General features: G+C 35.8%; 20 protein-coding genes. 4 read left to right on the top strand and 16 right to left on the bottom strand.

The features are described from left to right. Positions 1-254: 254 nt before the first annotated feature. Both WAX74_RS20295 and WAX74_RS20300 read right to left on the bottom strand, forming a co-directional pair. On the bottom strand, positions 255-770 hold the full coding sequence (locus WAX74_RS20295; protein WP_336499468.1) for a hypothetical protein: 516 nt from the start codon (positions 768-770) through the stop codon (positions 255-257). Between the two features lie 356 nt (positions 771-1,126). Continuing rightward, the gene (locus tag WAX74_RS20300) at positions 1,127-1,276 is read right to left on the bottom strand and encodes a hypothetical protein (RefSeq protein WP_336499469.1); all 150 of its coding nucleotides are present in this window, start codon (positions 1,274-1,276) and stop codon (positions 1,127-1,129) included. A gap of 393 nt (positions 1,277-1,669) precedes the next feature. On the opposite strand from WAX74_RS20300, the gene WAX74_RS20305 reads away from it, so the two are divergent. Then, complete coding sequence (locus WAX74_RS20305) at positions 1,670-2,623, top strand: zinc-binding dehydrogenase (RefSeq protein WP_336499470.1); 954 nt, start codon at positions 1,670-1,672, stop codon at positions 2,621-2,623. Between the two features lie 347 nt (positions 2,624-2,970). Here the strand turns inward: WAX74_RS20305 and WAX74_RS20310 are convergent, their stop codons facing one another. The 3 genes from WAX74_RS20310 to WAX74_RS20320 all read right to left on the bottom strand — a co-directional run bounded on the left by WAX74_RS20310 (position 2,971) and on the right by WAX74_RS20320 (position 5,515). Next, positions 2,971-3,429: a VOC family protein gene (locus tag WAX74_RS20310; protein WP_336499471.1), complete on the bottom strand. Its 459-nt coding sequence runs from the start codon at positions 3,427-3,429 to the stop codon at positions 2,971-2,973. Positions 3,430-3,909: 480 nt separating this feature from the next. After that, the gene (locus WAX74_RS20315) at positions 3,910-4,359 is read right to left on the bottom strand and encodes a DUF4362 domain-containing protein (RefSeq protein WP_336499472.1); all 450 of its coding nucleotides are present in this window, start codon (positions 4,357-4,359) and stop codon (positions 3,910-3,912) included. Between the two features lie 268 nt (positions 4,360-4,627). Continuing rightward, entirely contained in the window at positions 4,628-5,515 is an 888-nt protein-coding gene (locus tag WAX74_RS20320) for a LysR family transcriptional regulator (RefSeq protein ID WP_336499473.1), read from the bottom strand. 168 nt (positions 5,516-5,683) lie between these two features. Between WAX74_RS20320 and WAX74_RS20325 the strand changes: the two genes are divergently transcribed. Beyond that, positions 5,684-6,421 (top strand): SDR family NAD(P)-dependent oxidoreductase, encoded by a 738-nt coding sequence (locus tag WAX74_RS20325; RefSeq protein WP_336499474.1) that lies wholly within the window; start codon positions 5,684-5,686, stop codon positions 6,419-6,421. An 81-nt stretch (positions 6,422-6,502) separates the two neighbouring features. Next, complete coding sequence (locus tag WAX74_RS20330) at positions 6,503-7,750, top strand: MFS transporter (RefSeq protein ID WP_336499475.1); 1,248 nt, start codon at positions 6,503-6,505, stop codon at positions 7,748-7,750. Positions 7,751-8,033: 283 nt separating this feature from the next. On the opposite strand, the gene WAX74_RS20335 is transcribed toward WAX74_RS20330, so the two are convergent. Both WAX74_RS20335 and WAX74_RS20340 read right to left on the bottom strand, forming a co-directional pair. Next, positions 8,034-8,309, bottom strand: a complete 276-nt coding sequence (locus WAX74_RS20335; RefSeq protein WP_336499476.1) for a hypothetical protein — start codon at positions 8,307-8,309, stop codon at positions 8,034-8,036. Positions 8,310-8,349: 40 nt separating this feature from the next. Then, positions 8,350-8,805 carry a DUF3139 domain-containing protein gene (locus WAX74_RS20340; protein WP_336499477.1) on the bottom strand — a complete coding sequence of 152 codons (456 nt, stop codon included), beginning with the start codon at positions 8,803-8,805 and terminating at the stop codon, positions 8,350-8,352. Between the two features lie 369 nt (positions 8,806-9,174). On the opposite strand from WAX74_RS20340, the gene WAX74_RS20345 reads away from it, so the two are divergent. After that, on the top strand, positions 9,175-9,903 hold the full coding sequence (locus tag WAX74_RS20345; RefSeq protein ID WP_336499478.1) for an SDR family NAD(P)-dependent oxidoreductase: 729 nt from the start codon (positions 9,175-9,177) through the stop codon (positions 9,901-9,903). A 69-nt stretch (positions 9,904-9,972) separates the two neighbouring features. Here WAX74_RS20345 and WAX74_RS20350 read toward each other — a convergent pair whose 3' ends face one another. The 9 genes from WAX74_RS20350 to WAX74_RS20390 all read right to left on the bottom strand — a co-directional run bounded on the left by WAX74_RS20350 (position 9,973) and on the right by WAX74_RS20390 (position 17,761). Continuing rightward, a complete protein-coding gene (locus WAX74_RS20350) occupies positions 9,973-10,611 on the bottom strand; it encodes a TetR/AcrR family transcriptional regulator (RefSeq protein WP_336499479.1) in 639 nt (212 codons plus the stop codon). 439 nt (positions 10,612-11,050) lie between these two features. After that, complete coding sequence (locus WAX74_RS20355; RefSeq protein WP_336499480.1) at positions 11,051-11,677, bottom strand: nitroreductase family protein; 627 nt, start codon at positions 11,675-11,677, stop codon at positions 11,051-11,053. A 375-nt stretch (positions 11,678-12,052) separates the two neighbouring features. Further along, complete coding sequence (locus tag WAX74_RS20360; RefSeq protein ID WP_336499481.1) at positions 12,053-12,394, bottom strand: hypothetical protein; 342 nt, start codon at positions 12,392-12,394, stop codon at positions 12,053-12,055. Positions 12,395-12,570: 176 nt separating this feature from the next. After that, positions 12,571-13,155, bottom strand: a complete 585-nt coding sequence (locus WAX74_RS20365; protein WP_336499482.1) for a recombinase family protein — start codon at positions 13,153-13,155, stop codon at positions 12,571-12,573. A gap of 627 nt (positions 13,156-13,782) precedes the next feature. Beyond that, positions 13,783-14,445: a Type 1 glutamine amidotransferase-like domain-containing protein gene (locus WAX74_RS20370; protein WP_336499483.1), complete on the bottom strand. Its 663-nt coding sequence runs from the start codon at positions 14,443-14,445 to the stop codon at positions 13,783-13,785. 361 nt (positions 14,446-14,806) lie between these two features. After that, positions 14,807-15,268, bottom strand: a complete 462-nt coding sequence (locus WAX74_RS20375) for an SRPBCC family protein (RefSeq protein ID WP_336499487.1) — start codon at positions 15,266-15,268, stop codon at positions 14,807-14,809. Between the two features lie 30 nt (positions 15,269-15,298). Then, positions 15,299-15,784, bottom strand: a complete 486-nt coding sequence (locus WAX74_RS20380) for a MerR family transcriptional regulator (protein WP_336499484.1) — start codon at positions 15,782-15,784, stop codon at positions 15,299-15,301. Between the two features lie 381 nt (positions 15,785-16,165). Next, positions 16,166-16,654: a DinB family protein gene (locus tag WAX74_RS20385; protein ID WP_336499485.1), complete on the bottom strand. Its 489-nt coding sequence runs from the start codon at positions 16,652-16,654 to the stop codon at positions 16,166-16,168. A gap of 180 nt (positions 16,655-16,834) precedes the next feature. Continuing rightward, a complete protein-coding gene (locus WAX74_RS20390; protein WP_336499486.1) occupies positions 16,835-17,761 on the bottom strand; it encodes a GNAT family acetyltransferase in 927 nt (308 codons plus the stop codon). Positions 17,762-18,041: the final 280 nt, after the last annotated feature.

Here is an 18,041-nt window from a genome sequence, read left to right on the forward strand (position 1 = left end):
TGTTCGTCGAGCCAAGATTTTATTCCACGCTTCCTCTAGCCCTTACCTCACGATAAGTACCTTGCGCTTCCTTAGTGGTTGGTCGATGTGTACCCCCACAGTGGACTTTCACCACCTAGATAGTTGCTATGCCTGGCACACATAAGAAAAAGCTATCTTGATGGATAGCTTGCGCTTTTTTCATATTCCTTGTTCAACTAAAGCACCCGTTAGTTTAATAAGAATTACCCCTGACGTTACTTGGTAAGGGGAACTCACTCAATAGAATTAGCCATTTTTAAAAAGTCCTTAATTGTATAGTCATTCTCCTCACCCATTGGAGAAGGTATCCTTAAATAGATGACCACATTCTCTTTACCATCATGCCACGATAGAACTTTACCATTTCCTTGACCGTCCCATTGGGCTTCTATTCCATTGTTTAACTCCACTGTTTCTTTAGTTGCTAAGGTAGGATTTTCTTTAATAAAAAGGTTGGTTACATGTAAAATATCTTTCTCACCTTTAAATGCTATATCGATTAACATGGATCCTTTCACGCTCACACTAGTCTGCAAAGGCGTTATTTGTACCTGTTTCACTTCAAAGGGAATCGTTGAATATTTTGGCATTATTATTTTACTTAAGGTATCATCAGGAATTTCCTCTTGGTTAGTCTCCAATTCAGGATTACTATTCAATAAATCTTCCCAATTACTTTCCTTTGATTCTTCTGTTTTTGTTGAACATCCAAATATCAAAGTGACAAATATAAGGAAACTAAAAAGCATGAATAACTTAGTTTTTATTAGTAACACCCTTTCATAAGCTTTACTTTAATACGTACGCAAGAAAAAATGGTTTCTATTTTATATAAATTTTCCATTTTAAATAAACAAAAACCCATTTTGCTTTTTAAACTAAACTGCGGCGTTAGTTTAATAAGATAAAAGGCTTTACTCCATGAACAATGGCTATGTCGTTTCAATGTCAAAAGCAATTAGTGAGGAATGAGCAAATGATGACGAGCTTTTTGTCACCGAATTTGAAATTTAGGAGAATAATAAACTCTATTATCAATTGAAAAAAAGAACTTCGAAAAATAAAAACATAGGAAGATTTTAATCTTCCTATGTTTTTATTCATATTATTTATCTGTTTTTTTTTGCTTTTTTTTCAAATACTCCGCACGTATTTTTTCAAGTTGCTGCTTTTTATCAAATTTGGCAGGCTTGTGTTTTTCATGAAATTTTGCCACAGCCGCCTGACCTTTGGTATCCAATTGATATTTTCCCACTTTGTTCACCTACTTTTCTTGTCTTTAAAGAGAATCTATTCAACAAATATAATATACCTTATTTTACTGAAGTATTCATTATCCTTTGACCTTAAATTTGCTGATTCATTTTAATGTATTTCTCAATGGACAATAAGCTTTTGGATATTCCGCCAAGGAAAATATCCATTACTTATACGAGTTCTATTTTTAGTAGATAGTTCTTCAGAGAAATTTTTTTAAATTCGATATATAAATGGCAGGCTAATGTAGCAAGTAATACGTCAAAATATACTTGAGGCATATAACTTGAAAAGAATCTTTTTATTGTTAAAAATATAATTAAATCATATATCTTCAACTCGAGATATATAATTGTATTATAAAGAAGTAAAAAAAATTGGAGGCGGTAAAATGAAAGGCTGGCAATTTACAGGTACAAATATCCCACTAGAATTGATTGAAAAAGAAGATCCAAAAGCCATTCCAGGCCACGTTGTTATAGAGGTGAAAGCTGCTGGTTTATGTCACTCGGACGTTGCAGCATTACAAGATCCAGGTTGGATGCCACTTTTCCCAAATGGTCCTGTTATTATGGGGCATGAGTTTGCTGGGGTAGTTATTGAAGTGGGTGAAGGTGTAGAAGATTTTAAAGTTGGAGACCGAGTTGGGGCTAACCCAATGGATCGAGCAACGAAAGTAACTGCTGGGTACAACTATGACGGAGGGTATGCTGAAAAGGTGCGTGTTCCTGCTCATCAATGTGTAATCATTCCTGAAAGTGTTTCCTTTGTAGAGGGGGCAGCTTCAACAGATGCAGGAATCACAGCTTATCGTGCTCTTTTCAGTATTGGACAAGCAAAAAAAGGTACAAAATTAGGAATTATCGGTATCGGTGGACTTGGTCAATTTGCTCTACAAATGGCATTAATTAAAGGTTGCGAAGTGTACGCTACAGATGTTACTCTAGAAGCTCGAAAACTTGCTGAAGAACTTGGGGCTAAAAAAGTTTACGACACTATTCTAGATATGAAAGAAGCGGAATTAGACGTCATTGTTGACTTTGCTGGTTTTGGACAAACAACTGCTGATGCACTGGAAGCTGTAAGACCACAAGGAACCGTTGTGATTGTTGGTATGGGTAAATTAGAATCCAACATCAATACTTATTTAATGATTACCAAAGAAATTAAGCTTTTAGGAAGTAATGGTGGGTCAGTAGAAGACTTAAAAGGTGTATATGATTGTTTCGCTACTGGAAAAATGAGTCCAAATCTTATCACAATCCCATTTGAAGAAGTCGACAAAGGTATTGAAAAACTGAAAAATCATGAAGTAAAAGGCCGCTTAGTAGCTGTATTTGAATAAATGTAAGTCTTCTATGTAATAAAGGTAGAGATAGGTACAAAACCCACCTCTGAAATGAAAAAGCCTATGAAATTTTACTTGTCGTAAAAATTCACAGGCTTTAATATTTTTAAAATAAAATAAGGACATCGTCTCTGTTAAATTTAAGATAGCACACAAATATAAAAATATCATAATAGCAAACAAAAAATGGAGAAAGTAAATTTGAGTTCTTCCAAATTCTCCTCTCCCTCTATTTGAAGCTAATTATGTCCCAGCCTCCTTTTTTTAGGTAGCCACATGCTTAACTAAAGCACCCGTTAGTTGAAGAAGGTAAGAAAAATAAATTATGCTTTCTATTATTAAAATTAATTTTTAGCTAATTTCTCCCAATCTTCAAAGGACAACTTTTCTGTAATATGTTTTAAATTATTTGGAACTTCAACATAACACATTAATTCTAAACTGTTACCATCTGGGTCTTTGAAATAAACGGAAGCATTGCCTTGATTTGGTCGAATAAATGGCTCAATAGATTTTCTACTACCAAATGGCACTCCCTCAACTTCAATAGAACCTAACCATTTTAAAGACTCTTTTAAATCTTCATATGAAACTTGAAAAGCAATGTGTCGTAAAGAGGGGTGATAGAGTGTTTGATACTCATTTCCTTCCCACAAACCCAACCAACTTTTACCTTCTTCTATCCAAAAAAAAGCAGTTTCCTCATCACGCCAAGCCATTTTCAAACCTAATTTCTTATAAAATTCCATTGAATTATCTAAATTTTCCACCGGCAAATGTGCTTCATATAAACCTTTTATCAAAATAACACCTCTTTTTGAATGATTACATTAATAGTAGCAATTTTTAAAATATTGCACCTCATTCAAAAGTCTAATGTTAATTAATTTTGTTCCTTATTCGAATCCTTATTCAACTAAACTGCCCCTTTAGTTTAAGTGTAACATTTCACAATGCATGTCTGGATCAACTTAATGTTTTGGACATAAAAATAGACCATCGAAATGATTGCCATATTTTGCTAAAGCACCCGTTAGTTGAAGAAGAAAAGTGAAGCTTATTCAATAATAATTGTGCCCTTTAATTGAATAACTAAAATATCATCTCAGTTATAGAATCAATTAAGTATTCCGGTTGAATATAAACGTATGTTCTATCGACAGGAAGGTATCTTGCCAACGGTAAATGAACGGTTGGAGCTTGCTTATCTGGAAGATGTGTACAGCGCCTACAAATCATTTGGCTCCTTTATTGCGATTTAAACGATTGTTTTTACGTAATAGTCAATGCTCGTGGTCCTCTTCTTGTTCCTTCAAGACGCTTAAGATTGTGAAGCTTTCAACGGTGGAATCCTGCTGACACCCTTCCAGTGTATAGGTTAATAGTTGCTGTCCCTCCTCTGATACCAGCTCCGAACAGGTCATGTTCACTTTGGCGGGGCTGTCTCCTCGATCCTTATTTTTTGAACGATCAATTTCCAAATCGAATAAAGATCCGTCGAAAGATAAATTGTACAATGTTGGATTTCCTTCCAGCGTATAATTGGTAATCCGTACGGAAGCCGCTTCTTTCGCTTCGATGTTGTCCAAGAATCGTTCAAAGTGAGGGAAATTGTAAACAGGTCCATGCATATTAATGACATCGCCGTTTTTAACCGCTGTTTCGCTATCATATGAACAAGCGGATAGCATGCATATTCCGAGAAACAGTAGTAGATTCAAAAGTTTTCGCATTTTAATCCTCCTATGGTGTCCATGATATTTCACCTTCACTGTATGCTCTAAACCATCAATCTATCCCATAGCAATGCATAAAAAACACTTTTTGGACTTGAAGGAATTTGTAGAACGGGGAGAACGATTGAACGCTTTGATTGAAACGATTTTCACCGAAGTGCCCCCAGCCTAATTTCTCAAAATTAAAACAAGAAATCAGAATCCTTATCTATTTCATAATAGATTTTCGTAAATATGAATTTTTCTGCACTTCCAAAATTTAATATTATTTATCCTTTTTTATCCCCTGAAAATAGCTATGACAATGCGAAACGAAAGCTTCTGAAATTTTTGTTGGGTATGTATACCGATGTTTTAATAAACCAATCGTACGTGTAAACTTCCCATTTTCAATTTTTAGGTGCTTTATTTTATCTTCATATAGATTAACAGATGTTTCAGGTGTAAACGCTGCCCCACGTCCATTTTTCACCATCTGCAAAATCGTTGTTGCTTCTTCTACCTCTACTTGATAAGTAGGTGTATAACCCACTGATTTACAAAATTGATCCGTAAATTGACGAAAACTATATTGGTCTGTTAATCCTATAAATGATATATTTCTCAATTCCATCAAGTCAATTGTACCTGTTTTAGCTTCTTTGTATGATTTAGGAACAGTTAAAAAAATTTCTTCTTCAAATAATGGCACCCACTCGACATTCGAATGTTCTATTTTCTCTGTTGTAATACACACATCATATTTGTCATTCTCAATAAACTGTTGCAAGTTTTCTTTCGATAACGGAACTTGTTGATATTTCACATGTGGATATTCATCAAAAAATAAATCAATGATATTTGTAAATGTATATGGAAGAGTTGTTACAATTGATAAATTACCATCTCCTTCACCTCGCCTCGCCTCCAATCCACGCTCTAAATTACGTATTACTGTGAAAACACGCTCTACTTCTTTAAATAAAAACCTGCCATTTTCATTTAATGAAATGTGCTTACCATTACGGAAAAATAAATCCATTTCTAGCTCTGCCTCGAGATTTGTAATTGCTTTGCTTAACGCTGGCTGCGAAATCAAAAGGTCTTTTGCAGCTAGGGACATATTTTCAAATTTTGCTGTTATATAAAAGTATTTTAATTTATTTAAGTCCATAATTAACCTCATTCCTTATAACCTAAAGTTATAAATATATAATTAATAAGTATTTTCCATTATATCAAAATGAGTATAATATATACATTGTCACTAGTATGTGAACATTTTGTGAAACATGTAAAAGTGTGAATAAAGTATGAACAAAACAAGAGGGAGTTGTCGAATATGAGATTAAAAGACAAAGTAGCAATCATTACAGGAGCAGCATCTGGTATGGGACAAGGGGAAGCTATTCGCTTTGCTAAAGAAGGCGCAAAAGTGGTTGTGGCTGACTTAAACTTCGAAGGTGCTCAAGCAGTCGCGGAAGAAATTAAAGCTTTCGGCGGAGAAGCAATTGCTGTATCAGTAAATGTGATGAAATCTGAAGATATACTAAACTGCGTTAAAGTAACAGAAGAAACATTTGGTTCAGTTGATATATTAGTCAATAATGCAGGTGTATTCGACAAGTATGCAAAATCTTTAGATACAACATTAGATCAATGGAATTTCTTTATAAATATTAACTTAACAAGTGTATTTGAATTTTCAAATGCTGTATTACCAAGTATGATCGAACGTGGTACTGGTTCAATCGTAAATATTGCTTCTGTTGCAGGAATTGTTGCTGGTAAAGGCGGAGCTGCTTATACAGCTACGAAACATGCTGTAGTTGGATATACAAAACACTTATCTTCCGAATATGCTCGCTATGGCATTAAAATTAATGCCCTTTGCCCGGGTACAATAGAAACACCTTTAACTAAAGATGTTTTAGCAGATATTCCGAAAGATTTAGTACCAACTCGTACATTTGGACAAGTAGAACAGGTAGCAGATTTAGCAGTATTTTTAGCATCTGATGAAGCGAAATTCATGAATGGTGCAATTGTTCCAATTGATGGCGGATTTACAATTCAATAATATCTGTAAAACTCTATTAACTTAAAAATACAAAATGGAGAAGCAATAGTGACTGCTTCTCTATTTTTATGAGGTGGAAATATGAAAAAGCAAGGCAAAATACATTATGCTTGGTGGATAATGGTTGCAAGTGCTTCGATTTATGCAGCAAGTGTAGGAATTATCGTTAGCTGTGCACCAATCTTATATCGTGTAGTAGCTGAAGACTTAAATGTGGGTGTTTCTGAAATTAGTTTGTATACATCATTAATGTATTTAACTATAACAATTCTACTCCCTTTTGCAGGAAAAATATTGAACAAATTTGATATACGTTATATTTTAACCATTGCCGGTATTATTAATGTGGTAGCATTTGGATTAATGGGTACTTATCATTCGGTTTTCCCATTTTATATTTCTGGGATTGCATTAGGAATTGGTAGTACGTTCTTAATTTACGGATCTATTCCCTTAATCATGAACAACTGGTTTAAAGCAAAAGTTGGTACTTCTTTAGGTATCGCAATGGCATTTATGGGGGTTGGTGGTGCAATTTTCGCTCAAGTTACAGGTATCTTGATTGAATCCATTGGTTGGCGTTCAACTTATATCGTATTAGGTGTTATTGTAGCAATCTTAATCTTACCATTCTCTATTTTTGTCATTCGTTCAAAACCAGAACAACTAAATATGACGGCTTATGGTGCTGATGAAGTGGATGTTAATGCATCTAAAGTGGAAAAAGCACCTGAAACAGGTGTCTTAAAAAGTGGAGCGATGAAATCTCCTGCATTTTACTTAGTTATGTTATTTACTGGATTGTTTGGTTTGGCTTCAACAGTTAGCTTCCATGTACCAAACTTTGTACAATCAGTAGGATTCACTGCTACGATGGCTGCTACAGGAGTAACTTGTGTAACGATTGGTCAAACAGATGGAAAATTCTTACTTGGTGCCATTAATGATAAATTTGGTATTAAAACAGCTCTATTTGTTGGTATCGGCGGTGGCATGATTGGTGTAGTTGCATTGCTTATTTCTGATTCATTCGGAATTGGTATGCTTTATGCTGGTGCACTACTATTTGGTATTGGGTTCTCTGGGTCTACCTTACTCCCTCCAGTAGTAATCCGTGAAGTATTCGGTGGACGTGATTACGCATCTATTTATACAACCATTATGTCCGCTTCTACGTTAGGTGTAGCAGTCGGTACAACATTATTTAGTTATCTTTACGATTCGAGCGGTTCTTATTATACCGTTTTCATTATTGTGATTGTACTCTTTATAATTACTATTTCTTCTAGTTTATTCTCTTTAAACTGGAAGAAAAAATTAAATTACTAAACCTTTAAACACTTACAAAGTTCTATAATTTTGTAGGTGTTTTTTCTATTGTATTGAAAAATATTTATTTGTTAATCAAAAGCGATATAATGATTAATCAACATAAATATTTCTTGTGATTCTTCATTAGTAATTGATTATTTTTATTAGTCCTTCTTCCACTAACTGCCCCGTTAGTAGAAGAAGATTATTCTTTTACAACTCAAATTTTGGGCAACCTTAATTCCAATAATCCTTTTTTCTTCAATCCTTAATATTACTCGTATAAGTGATATTTAGATTGTTACTGGAATTCAATAAACTCTTTTTTTTCAACCATTTCTTTGCCCACCGCAAAGACTTCCCTTAATACTTCATTTAGCGTTTGGTAGGTTTCGATTGTTTTTAGGTTCCTGCTTTTGAGTTCTAATATTTGCGAGTTTTCGTCAAAAGCAAAAATACTTTCTCTTACTATTGAGTCTCCAAAAATGAAAAGATTTTCGGGCAGCTTTCTTTTTCCTAAATAAGGCTGGATGTTTCTTATCGTGATATTCTCGTGAATTTGCTCTTCTATTGACATTCCTCTCACCCATCTTGTTTTCCTGCTATTCTCAACAAACTCAATAATTTCTATGAGGATCCCAATTTTTTAATTTAGTTTCATCGAGAATACCTTTCTCCCACGCCTCATTTGAGAGACTATAATCATATTGTTTAACTCCATCATTTGCAAAATAGAAATATTGAGCATAAGGTTCATCTTCAAAAACTACTATTACATAATAAGGAGGACTTTTTATTCCATATATTCCATTAACAGATTTAATATCTTTCTTCTCAAATCCCTTTTCATCCACTAGATAACTAGTCACTCTCTTTTCATATTCAGTTTTAGTATTTTCTATTTTTAGATGCGCTCTAAAGAAAACCACACAAATAAGCAGAATAAGTATGACTAAAATTATTATTACTTTCTTACCCAAAATCTCACCACCGTTTTTTGGGCATAAAAATAGACCATCGAAATGATGGCCATATTTTGCTAAAGCGCCAGATTGTTGAAGATCTTTATTCAACTTACGTTCCTGTTAGCCCTACAAAGAAAAGGATTAGTTGTGATATGGTGATATTTCGGCGTTAAGATTTCTTTAATCAAGATCCTTCCTTTAATAATTCTTTTGCATTTTTGCCATTACCAATAATCCCCCCAAAAAAACTGATAAGTTCCTTTAGGAATATCCCTAACAATCAACTTTCGAGAAAGTTATTAAAATATTAAACATAGTAATTTTTTTATTCTATAAGTTTCCCGAACTATTCTAGCAGGAAAGTTCGATAACAATTTAAAGGTCCATTGTTTATAGGGGGGATATTTAATATTCTAATGCTAAGAAGTGGATGTAACTAATATGGTGGTTGGACTACAAACTAAGGAGGAATATTAAATGAGATTAGAAAGTGAAGTAGCGATTATCACTGGAGCTGCAAAAGGAATGGGCGCTTCACATGCAAAACGTTTTATTGCTGAAGGTGCTAAAGTGGTCATTACGGATGTATTAACAACTGAAGGGGAAGCATTAGCAGCTGAGCTAGGACCTAACGCATTATTCCTACCGCTTGATGTAACAAACTTTGCACAATTGGAAGAAGTTGTAAATAAAACTGAATCACATTTTGGGCCTGTTACGATTTTAGTAAATAATGCAGGTGTGGATTTCCCAGAGGTAAGTATTGAAGACTTACAAGTTGCACAATATGAAAAAATTATTGCTATTAATCAACACGGGACGTTATATGGCATGAAAGCCGTTGTTCCAAATATGAAAAAGGCGGGACATGGTGCTATTGTTAATATTTCATCATTAGCTGGAATCATTGCTGCCAATCAAAAAATCGCCTATACAGCTTCAAAATTTGCTGTAAGAGGTATGACGAAAGCAGCGGCCTTAGAACTAGGTGTTGCAAATATTCGTGTTAACTCTGTACATCCTGGTTTTATTGAAACCGATATGACACGTCATTTAATTTCACCAGAACTGGAGCAAATGTTTCCGTTAAAACGTGCTGGGCGCGTGGATGAAGTGACAAATTTAGTTTTATTTTTAGCATCAGGTGAATCAGGTTATTGCACAGGCACGGAATTTATCATTGATGGCGGATTAAATGCCCAATAAGATATCGATATGTTAAGTGAGGAAAGGGGAGCAACCAATGGATGCGCTCCTTTTTCTTATGTAAAAAGGTTAATGTTCTAAAAATCCTTTCTGACGTTGAGTTTCTTTTTCAACAATGTGCCTTCTTATAGTCACAGTATGAACTTGTGCTGTAATTGTATCAATTAAAATTTTCGAGAATTGGACAGCAGATAGCGGACACCCCTGTTCAATCCAATCAATAATTAAACCTGCAGAACCATATACTATATAACGATTTATATATGAGGTTAAGTGTGAGTTTTCGTGAAAATAAAAATCCTGTTCATAAAGTGTTACTAAATGTTGGAGCAATTTTTCTTTAAATCGCAGTTCTAAAGAAGGCGTCATTAATGCAAGATAAAAATTATGATACTTAGCAATATGTAAAAGGGCAGCAAAAGGCTCATCAGAAGTAAGTTGATTAAATTCAAATTTAGATTTCCCCATATAGGGAGTTCGATAAGCTATAGTAAATTCCTTTAATAGCAGCTCAATACAATCTTCCGCAAGGTTTTTCTTATTTGTGTAATGTTTATAAAATGTTGCTCGGCCTACATTTGAGTGCTCAAGAATAGATTGAATTGTAATATCCTTGTAAGGCATTTGTTCTAATAATGTAAAAAAGGTTAAAAACAATTCGATTTTCGTTTTTTGAACACGTTTATCTAAAAATTGGAATTCAGCCATGGTAAACCTCCTAAAATTAAAATGGATAGTTTCCTTTATTTTAAACTAAATATTATGTAATTTCATTGGGAGGGGTATTTCCTCCTTCAAAACATGCCTCACTCTTATATGTGCATTATACTTTCCCAAAGCGTCGTTTGGTAACCTTTAATAAAAAAATGTTATTCAATAATATGGCCCGATTGTTGAACAACACTCTTCAACTAACCTGCCGCGTTAGTTTAATAAGAAAAAGAGCTGTTTGAACAGCTCAACGAAATTCACTAAAGCACCCGTTAGTAAAAAAAGAACGTTTCTTCAATATGAAGAAACGTTTTTATTTTTTCCTTTTCGATTTTCCGAATACACCTATTGCAACAGCTGTGCCAATGCCGACGGCAAACCAAGTAGCCGGCTTTTTGTACTAAGTGAAAAAATAATAATAATCAGAGATATTTCTCTAATGGAATTTAACAATCTTTTCTATATCAAAACGGTGATGAGGGTATCCCTCACCGTTAGGTTTTCCGATTGGAAGAATCCCTGCGAATAGAACATGCTTGGGAAGATTTAATAATTCCCTTACTTTTTCCTGGTCGAAGCCTAGCATGGGATTGCTTGCATACCCATAACCTTGCACAGCTGTCATCAGGATACCGAATGCAATGTTGGTTTGAGTTAACCCCCATTGGCCACGTTCTTCAACACTCATTCCGTTAAAGAAAGCTGACAAATTCGCTACTTCTTCTTCTTTTCGCTCACCGGAAAGTCCAGGATGGACAGTGTCAGCTATATTGGCAAGCACATCTTCCATATCACTAGTTACGACAATTACTGCTGGAGCAGATGTAACTTGTTTTTGACCATAAGCAGCTTCTTCAAGCTTTTTCTTAAGATCAACATCAGTTACCACATGAAATCGCCATGGCTGTAGATTCCATGCGCTTGGGGATAGTCGCACAAGCTTAAAAATGTTTTCAATATCTTGTTGGTGAATCGGTTGCTGAATGAATTGGCGAATACTGTGCCTTGATTCAATTGCTTGTTGAACTGAAATTGTTTGTTCTGTAGTTGATTTATGCGTCATGTTGTCACCTCTTTATAGAATTTACTCAGGTATTGTACCCATATTATAAAGAAGTAAACAATAATTATGCTCATGGATAGTTAACAAAGTTTTACTTCTTCTTCACCGATGCCTAAGCAATCCGTCAGGCGCAAAAGGGAGCTCCATTAAAAATACTTAACAATTTTCAACAAGTTCATTTATAAGCCTAGCCTTTACCAGAGAGATAGAACCATCCTCCTTTTAAACTAGGAACATTTCTTCAACTAACCTGCCGCGTTAGTTCAATAAGAAAAGCTACCCTTACAGGCAACCTCTTGTTTAACTAAAGCACCCGTTAGTTTAAGTTCATTTTTTCACATAGAACTATCCAAAATAGTTCTATGTATGCAAGTTCTAATAACCTAACTGCTTTAAGCTCAATAATAAACCATCATCCGTAATCTTTTTAACCTTGAATGAATTTAACTTTCTGTCAATTTTTTTATCCATTTTATCTGCATTACTGAATGAATTTCTTACTGCATCTATTGCATAATTAAGAATTGATAACATACCTGCACTTCCTAATGCCACTCCTATACTTTCGTTCTCTGGAAGATGAGTATCCATAATCTTTCTTACTTCTTTATAATAGTCTCCTTTAATAAGGATATATTCAGATTTTGCCTCTAAACCTGCTAATAAATCAGTTCGATTATGTGCTTCAAAAGCTTCTATACCATTCACTTTGTACATAAAAAATCCACCTTTCAAGTGTCATAATAATCAACTCATAATAATCAACTCATAATAATTATACGAATATAAACAAACTAAAGTTCCGCTTTTTTCTAATTTTATTTATTCGACTAAACTGCTTCGTTAGTTTAAGTGAAACATTTCACAAAACAGCTTTCGTTAGTTGCTCAAGATCACTTCTTCATATGTTCTTTCAACTTCAAATAGATCGTTGGCTTCGGAACTCCAGTTACCTTAACGATGTCGCCAACGCTCATACCGTTTGTTTCTCTATTAGCCATTAGAACTAACGCTTGTTGTACCTTCTTAGCCGGTTGTCCCTTGCGTCCCATATGTTTGCCAGCTGCCTTCGCTCTCTCGCGTCCTTCCGTGGTACGTTCTACGATTATGTCACGCTCAAACTGTGCGAAGGATCCGAGCATATTGAACAATAACGTATTGATACTACTTGCACCTTTGCCCGCTTCGAACGTTATATTATCACGTATAAACTGGACACTCACGCCCTTGTCGGTTAACTCCGTTACTATCTTGTTAAGGTCAATGATGCTACGTGCTAGGCGGTCTATCTTCATCACTACTATCGTATCGCCTTCCCTTACCTGGTCGAGCATAGCCGCCAGTTGTGTACGCGGTGCGGTTGATGTTCCTGTTACCTTCTCTACGAATAGACGCTCGCACCCTGCCTCACGTAACTCTACCTCTTGCGCTTCTAACTCTTGGCCTACCGTCGATACTCTCGCGTATCCAATTCTCATCTAGCAATACCTCCGTCTATAAAATAGGTTAACTTCTATACCATATATTATAGACAAACTTATATACCGATAGAACTCCTAATTTTAATATTTAATTCACCAGTTTTTCTGTTGTATATAAGTTAACACTTTTAGACTTTGAGCGGGGATCAATTACCTTCCAAGCAATAAAAAAACCAACCGGAGTTGGTTTCTATAGCCTATTAACAACGAAATTCTCCATTCTTTTTTTTCTCGGTAACTTTTAATATATATGAAAGTACAGCTTTTCATGAACAATGCGTTCTTAACTTGAAAGAATAAATTGGCTATACTATTGGTGGAAGGTTAAGACAGGAGTTTTATCAAAAGTATTTCTAAACAAGAAAGTGCAGCGTTCAATGCGACGCTGCACTTTTTACTATTGCTCCCGTTAGTTTAAGTACATTTATTCACAAGTAGATAACTGACTTTTCGATGAACCACATTAAATGTATGTGGAAACATTTGGCTGGTACTGGTTAAGTTTACAAGGTAACAAATCAATAAAATTGGTCCACATCGTTCATAAAAATCACATAGTCAAGTGAAATCAGATCAAATGAATCTCGCCTACGTTTTTTGATTTGTTTTAGAGGAGGAAATATATCAGGGCGACAACAGTTTCCAATGCCCTTCGGATACAACTTCGACCGCACCATCGATCACTTTGATGGCAGTTTGATCATCCATTACATACGCCCGTCCCTGCATCCCGGCGGCCCATTTCTCTGCAGCATCCATCGTGTTATACGGCAACATCCCCAGGTGTGGAAACATTGCAAAATCGACCAGACCCAGCGTTTCATCACCACCGATAGGTGGAGTCCAGCCAACAAAAAATTCCCCGATGTTAGGTGCCATCACCATGCTCCCAGCACTCATTCCCACATATACTGCGTTCAGCGACGGCAAGAGGTCTGCTAGCCCGGATTGCCGCATCCAGTGGCACAGGTAAAGGGCGTCGCCGCCCGCCACCAGCAGGACGTCCGTCTCCCGGACCAGAGGCACCCAGCGGTCTTCGTCGATGCTTGGTAGCGCTGTGAGCTCCAGCACGCCGACGGACTTCCAACCCAGGCCGACAAAGGTATTATCGGAATTCCCGCTGATGAGTTGCCAAGTTTTAACGCCAGGGCCGACCCAGGGGTGTCCATACATCGCGGTGGGGATACAGAGGGCGTTAGACTCGGCAATCGGTTTGTCCAGCATGTCAACCAACGCGTCATGAATGCTTTTGTTATTGATGCCTGCAGATGTGAGGAGAAATTTCATATCTTCACTCCTTATCTTAGTATAGTACTGTCAAAGTTTTTCATATTTCTAAGACAGCAATTATTTGATTTTTCTAACTACACATAACTTACAACACACTTAAAATTCATGTATTTGATGTTTGCAAAAACCAAAAACATAATCTGAAAGGAGACAAGCTATAAGCACTTAGTTTTTCATAAACTTTATACACTACCAACTTATATGATATTTTATAATACTCTGAAAAATCAACACAAACAAGTATAGGAGTGACTACTTCACCTTTACTCGCCTCCACCAAGAACGGATCTGAATATGACGTAGTACCCAAGTACTGCCAACTCCCGTATGCCCTCTTGATGGTTAGACATAGCATTTGTCATTGATTTTTTTCCACTGTTGACTCTTTCATTAACTCTTCGCCCAGTTTGTCAAGCATGATCTTCGTTCCGTGTTCACGCTGAGCAACGGTGTCATGGCCGTCGAGGAAGACTCCTTGCTCGGTGTAGATGAGCTGAGTGCCAGATTCTGCATGCTTGAACTCTGCAGTTGTCACGGATACCGAAATACGTCTTTCATCAAGATCCATCGTATAGGAATAGACTATGCGCTGATCCGGAACAATCTCCTGATAGCAAGCATCAAAGGTAAAGATGGGTCCTCCTTTGGGACCACCTTGACTGTACTCGCGCCCGTCAACTCGAAAGTTGAATTCGTCAGCTTTCGGAAACCACTTAGCTTTGGCTTCGGGATCGGACCAGGCGATGAACACTCGTTCAGGTGGAGCATTATAGGCCTTTTCAATGACAAAAGTGTCGTGTATTGCAAAGCGTTTATTCATCATTTATTCCTCCCTTTAAGTTGGTTCACTTTAATGCTTGTCAAGAAAGTCCCCAAGCTTGTCGAAGTGGTGATTCATACATGATCGTCGTTCAGTAAAAAAATTTTCATGGCTCTTTTTCATCATGCTCAATAATTTTGCGAAATCCTCCACCGCCAAAGGCTCTTCCATTTCCATCAGACTATATACATTTTGTAATTCTTTTATAAGCTTCTGTTGAATTCTGATATGTTCCCTAAGTCGGTCGATTTGAAGCGATACAATTTCGAATGGATTGTAATTGTCATCATTTAGAATCGATTTAACCTCATCAAGTGATAAACCTAGTTCCTTTAGTGCGAGTATTTGTTGTAGATGTGAAAGATCAGATTTGTTATATAACCTATATCCTGACTTAGAATATCCAGATGGAGAATACAAGCCAATTTGATCATAAAATCGCAGTGTTCGAACGGTTAAGCCTGTTAATTTGGCAAGTTCCCCAACTTGCCAATATTCCTTACCTTCAATAATCATCCCCTCATTTCGCGCGAAAATTAATTACCGGTGCCTTTACTATAAACGATTACGTAACGTAAGGGTCAAGGTAATATATAAATTATTTTAAGCGAAATGTTTGGAAGGAATCCAAAATCTATCGACTTACCATACCTTAGTTGAGCTTTGATATATCTTAATCTTATTATCAATTCTGTTTATAAAAAGACTAATAATGCTCACCTCCGATTAAAATAGTCTTTGATTAGAAAGAACTCTCTTCTTTTACTAAACTGCCCCATTAGTTCAATAAGAAAAAAGAGTTGCCTAAGCAACCCAGATTTCCAACTAAAGCACCCGTTGGTTGATGCCATGCTTTTGCCTCTGTTTTCAACCTACGGTGTACCACTTGTATTCACTCTAATCTATAGTTCCTAACACATCTGTATTTGGAGGTTCATAACCCATCTGGCGTGCCATAGCCATAATCTGTCCTTTGTGATGAAATTCGTGAGTGATCGTATGCATTAGCAATTTACCAGGTGTCATTGATATCGGTTCTCCTCCTTCTCTCCAAGGAATCTGCCTCTGGATCGGCTCATCCATTTGATGTGCGAATACTTCAAATACCTCATTAACATAAGAATCTACTTGTTCAAAGCGTACTTTTACTTCATCCCAACCGAGTTCCAACAGGTTTTCCTTTGAAGTGAGAGGTTTCTTCGTTTTCAATAAAACAAATGAGCCAAGCCAAGCATTATAACAGTCTGCTATGTGTACCAGTGTGTCTCTCACACTTTGCCAACCGAACCCATTTTCTTGAGTAAAGTCATTTGGATCTAGTTCACTACAAAAGTCAAGAAGTATTACTCTAGTCTGTCTGACCCATTCATATTCGTTTTGAGACACTATATCCACCCCTTATAGATGTCACACTTAATGTGATCAACACCTTTATATTCTTTATTTTGAATCAGATTCCTTCTTCAACTAAACTGCCCCTGTAGTTCAATAAGAAAAAAGGCTTACTCCATCTTGAAGTAAAGCACCCGTTAGTTTAAGTACAATATTTCACATACTTGCAGAACTCTAATCATTATTAGTCCTCTTTTGTACAGTTAATAATGAAGGTGCTGGAGAAAACGGGAAGAATTTTAACATTTCTACTGAAAAATAGTCAGTCGTATCTACTTCAGCTTCAATATATTTTACTCCGTTTTCAATGGCATAATTTATTTGGGAAGCTGTTAAAATTAACATAAGTTGCACGTCTGCATTCTCCTTAGTTCCTCTCCATCCAAATTCAAATTGATTTGGTGTATTTGAATAATGTAACAGGGAATAAGCCTGTATCTCACTATCCTTTAATACAATAAAACTTCCACTTTGAATTGTATCCTCATTAAAGATTAGCTCTTCCCATTTCTGAAAGCTGTGAACTCCAACAGGATTTACTGTGTGAGCTTTTTCATAGTTTTCTCTTACAAGATTTATCAATTTGGGTTTGAGTTCTTTAAGATTAGCTATACTATTTAGGTCTTTTATGCAGATATCTTGTCCATTAAAATCAGGGAAGACTTCTTGGAAATCAATCTTTGAGGCTCTTATTAAAGGCATATATGTCCTTCTAACTTCTAAGAATTCAACTTCTTCATAGAATGTTTTTAGTCCATAGGACGTTTCCCAAATACAAGTTTGTAATGGTAATTCAATTTCTTTAAAGTTGTATAAAGCTTCGATTAAAACAGCTTCAATTTCAAATCCGATATGTGGTTTTGTAACCATTGCAAAATATGTACAATATGGATGAAATTCTGATTTCCATGCAGTTATTAAACCTACCAACTTTTCATTCTCATAAGCTTCATATGTACAAATATTATTCTTGATGTGAACACCTCTTAAAAAATAGCGATAAGTGAAATCATCGTCCCCCACCCAATTCGTTAATATTTCTTTGATAACCTCGATATTTGGAGAGTTACTATATTTTATAGCATAATTACTTCTAAACATTTACATCACCTCCAGTATAGTAATTCTATATTGTTTTTGAACTAACCTGCTGCTTTCGTATTATAAGGTCAGCCAGAGAAAATCTGGTTGACTATTTTTTATTCAATTTATAGATTGATAGTAGCCGGGGTAGAACGAACCTGCTCGTGGGATTTGATCCCGACAACTAAACAGTTCGCCCTCTACTTGTTAACACATGATTAGGCTGGTTGGGACATGATGATCTCGTATAACAAGCGAAGATATGAATAACAAGGTAGATAGAGGTTACCGGTCAATC

It is taken from the genome of Psychrobacillus mangrovi (genome assembly GCF_037104765.1).
Taxonomy (GTDB): domain Bacteria; phylum Bacillota; class Bacilli; order Bacillales_A; family Planococcaceae; genus Psychrobacillus; species Psychrobacillus mangrovi.

Coding starts and splice junctions, on each gene's coding strand:
- WAX74_RS20370 (WP_336499483.1), bottom strand. CDS start 14,445: ATGAAATTTCTCCTCACATCTGCAGGCATCAATAACAAAAGCATTCAT.
- WAX74_RS20295 (WP_336499468.1), bottom strand. CDS start 770: ATGCTTTTTAGTTTCCTTATATTTGTCACTTTGATATTTGGATGTTCA.
- WAX74_RS20345 (WP_336499478.1), top strand. CDS start 9,175: ATGAGATTAGAAAGTGAAGTAGCGATTATCACTGGAGCTGCAAAAGGA.
- WAX74_RS20335 (WP_336499476.1), bottom strand. CDS start 8,309: ATGTCAATAGAAGAGCAAATTCACGAGAATATCACGATAAGAAACATC.
- WAX74_RS20305 (WP_336499470.1), top strand. CDS start 1,670: ATGAAAGGCTGGCAATTTACAGGTACAAATATCCCACTAGAATTGATT.
- WAX74_RS20315 (WP_336499472.1), bottom strand. CDS start 4,359: ATGCGAAAACTTTTGAATCTACTACTGTTTCTCGGAATATGCATGCTA.
- WAX74_RS20320 (WP_336499473.1), bottom strand. CDS start 5,515: ATGGACTTAAATAAATTAAAATACTTTTATATAACAGCAAAATTTGAA.
- WAX74_RS20375 (WP_336499487.1), bottom strand. CDS start 15,268: ATGAATAAACGCTTTGCAATACACGACACTTTTGTCATTGAAAAGGCC.
- WAX74_RS20365 (WP_336499482.1), bottom strand. CDS start 13,155: ATGAGAATTGGATACGCGAGAGTATCGACGGTAGGCCAAGAGTTAGAA.
- WAX74_RS20360 (WP_336499481.1), bottom strand. CDS start 12,394: ATGTACAAAGTGAATGGTATAGAAGCTTTTGAAGCACATAATCGAACT.
- WAX74_RS20330 (WP_336499475.1), top strand. CDS start 6,503: ATGAAAAAGCAAGGCAAAATACATTATGCTTGGTGGATAATGGTTGCA.
- WAX74_RS20325 (WP_336499474.1), top strand. CDS start 5,684: ATGAGATTAAAAGACAAAGTAGCAATCATTACAGGAGCAGCATCTGGT.
- WAX74_RS20380 (WP_336499484.1), bottom strand. CDS start 15,784: ATGATTATTGAAGGTAAGGAATATTGGCAAGTTGGGGAACTTGCCAAA.
- WAX74_RS20350 (WP_336499479.1), bottom strand. CDS start 10,611: ATGGCTGAATTCCAATTTTTAGATAAACGTGTTCAAAAAACGAAAATC.
- WAX74_RS20390 (WP_336499486.1), bottom strand. CDS start 17,761: ATGTTTAGAAGTAATTATGCTATAAAATATAGTAACTCTCCAAATATC.
- WAX74_RS20355 (WP_336499480.1), bottom strand. CDS start 11,677: ATGACGCATAAATCAACTACAGAACAAACAATTTCAGTTCAACAAGCA.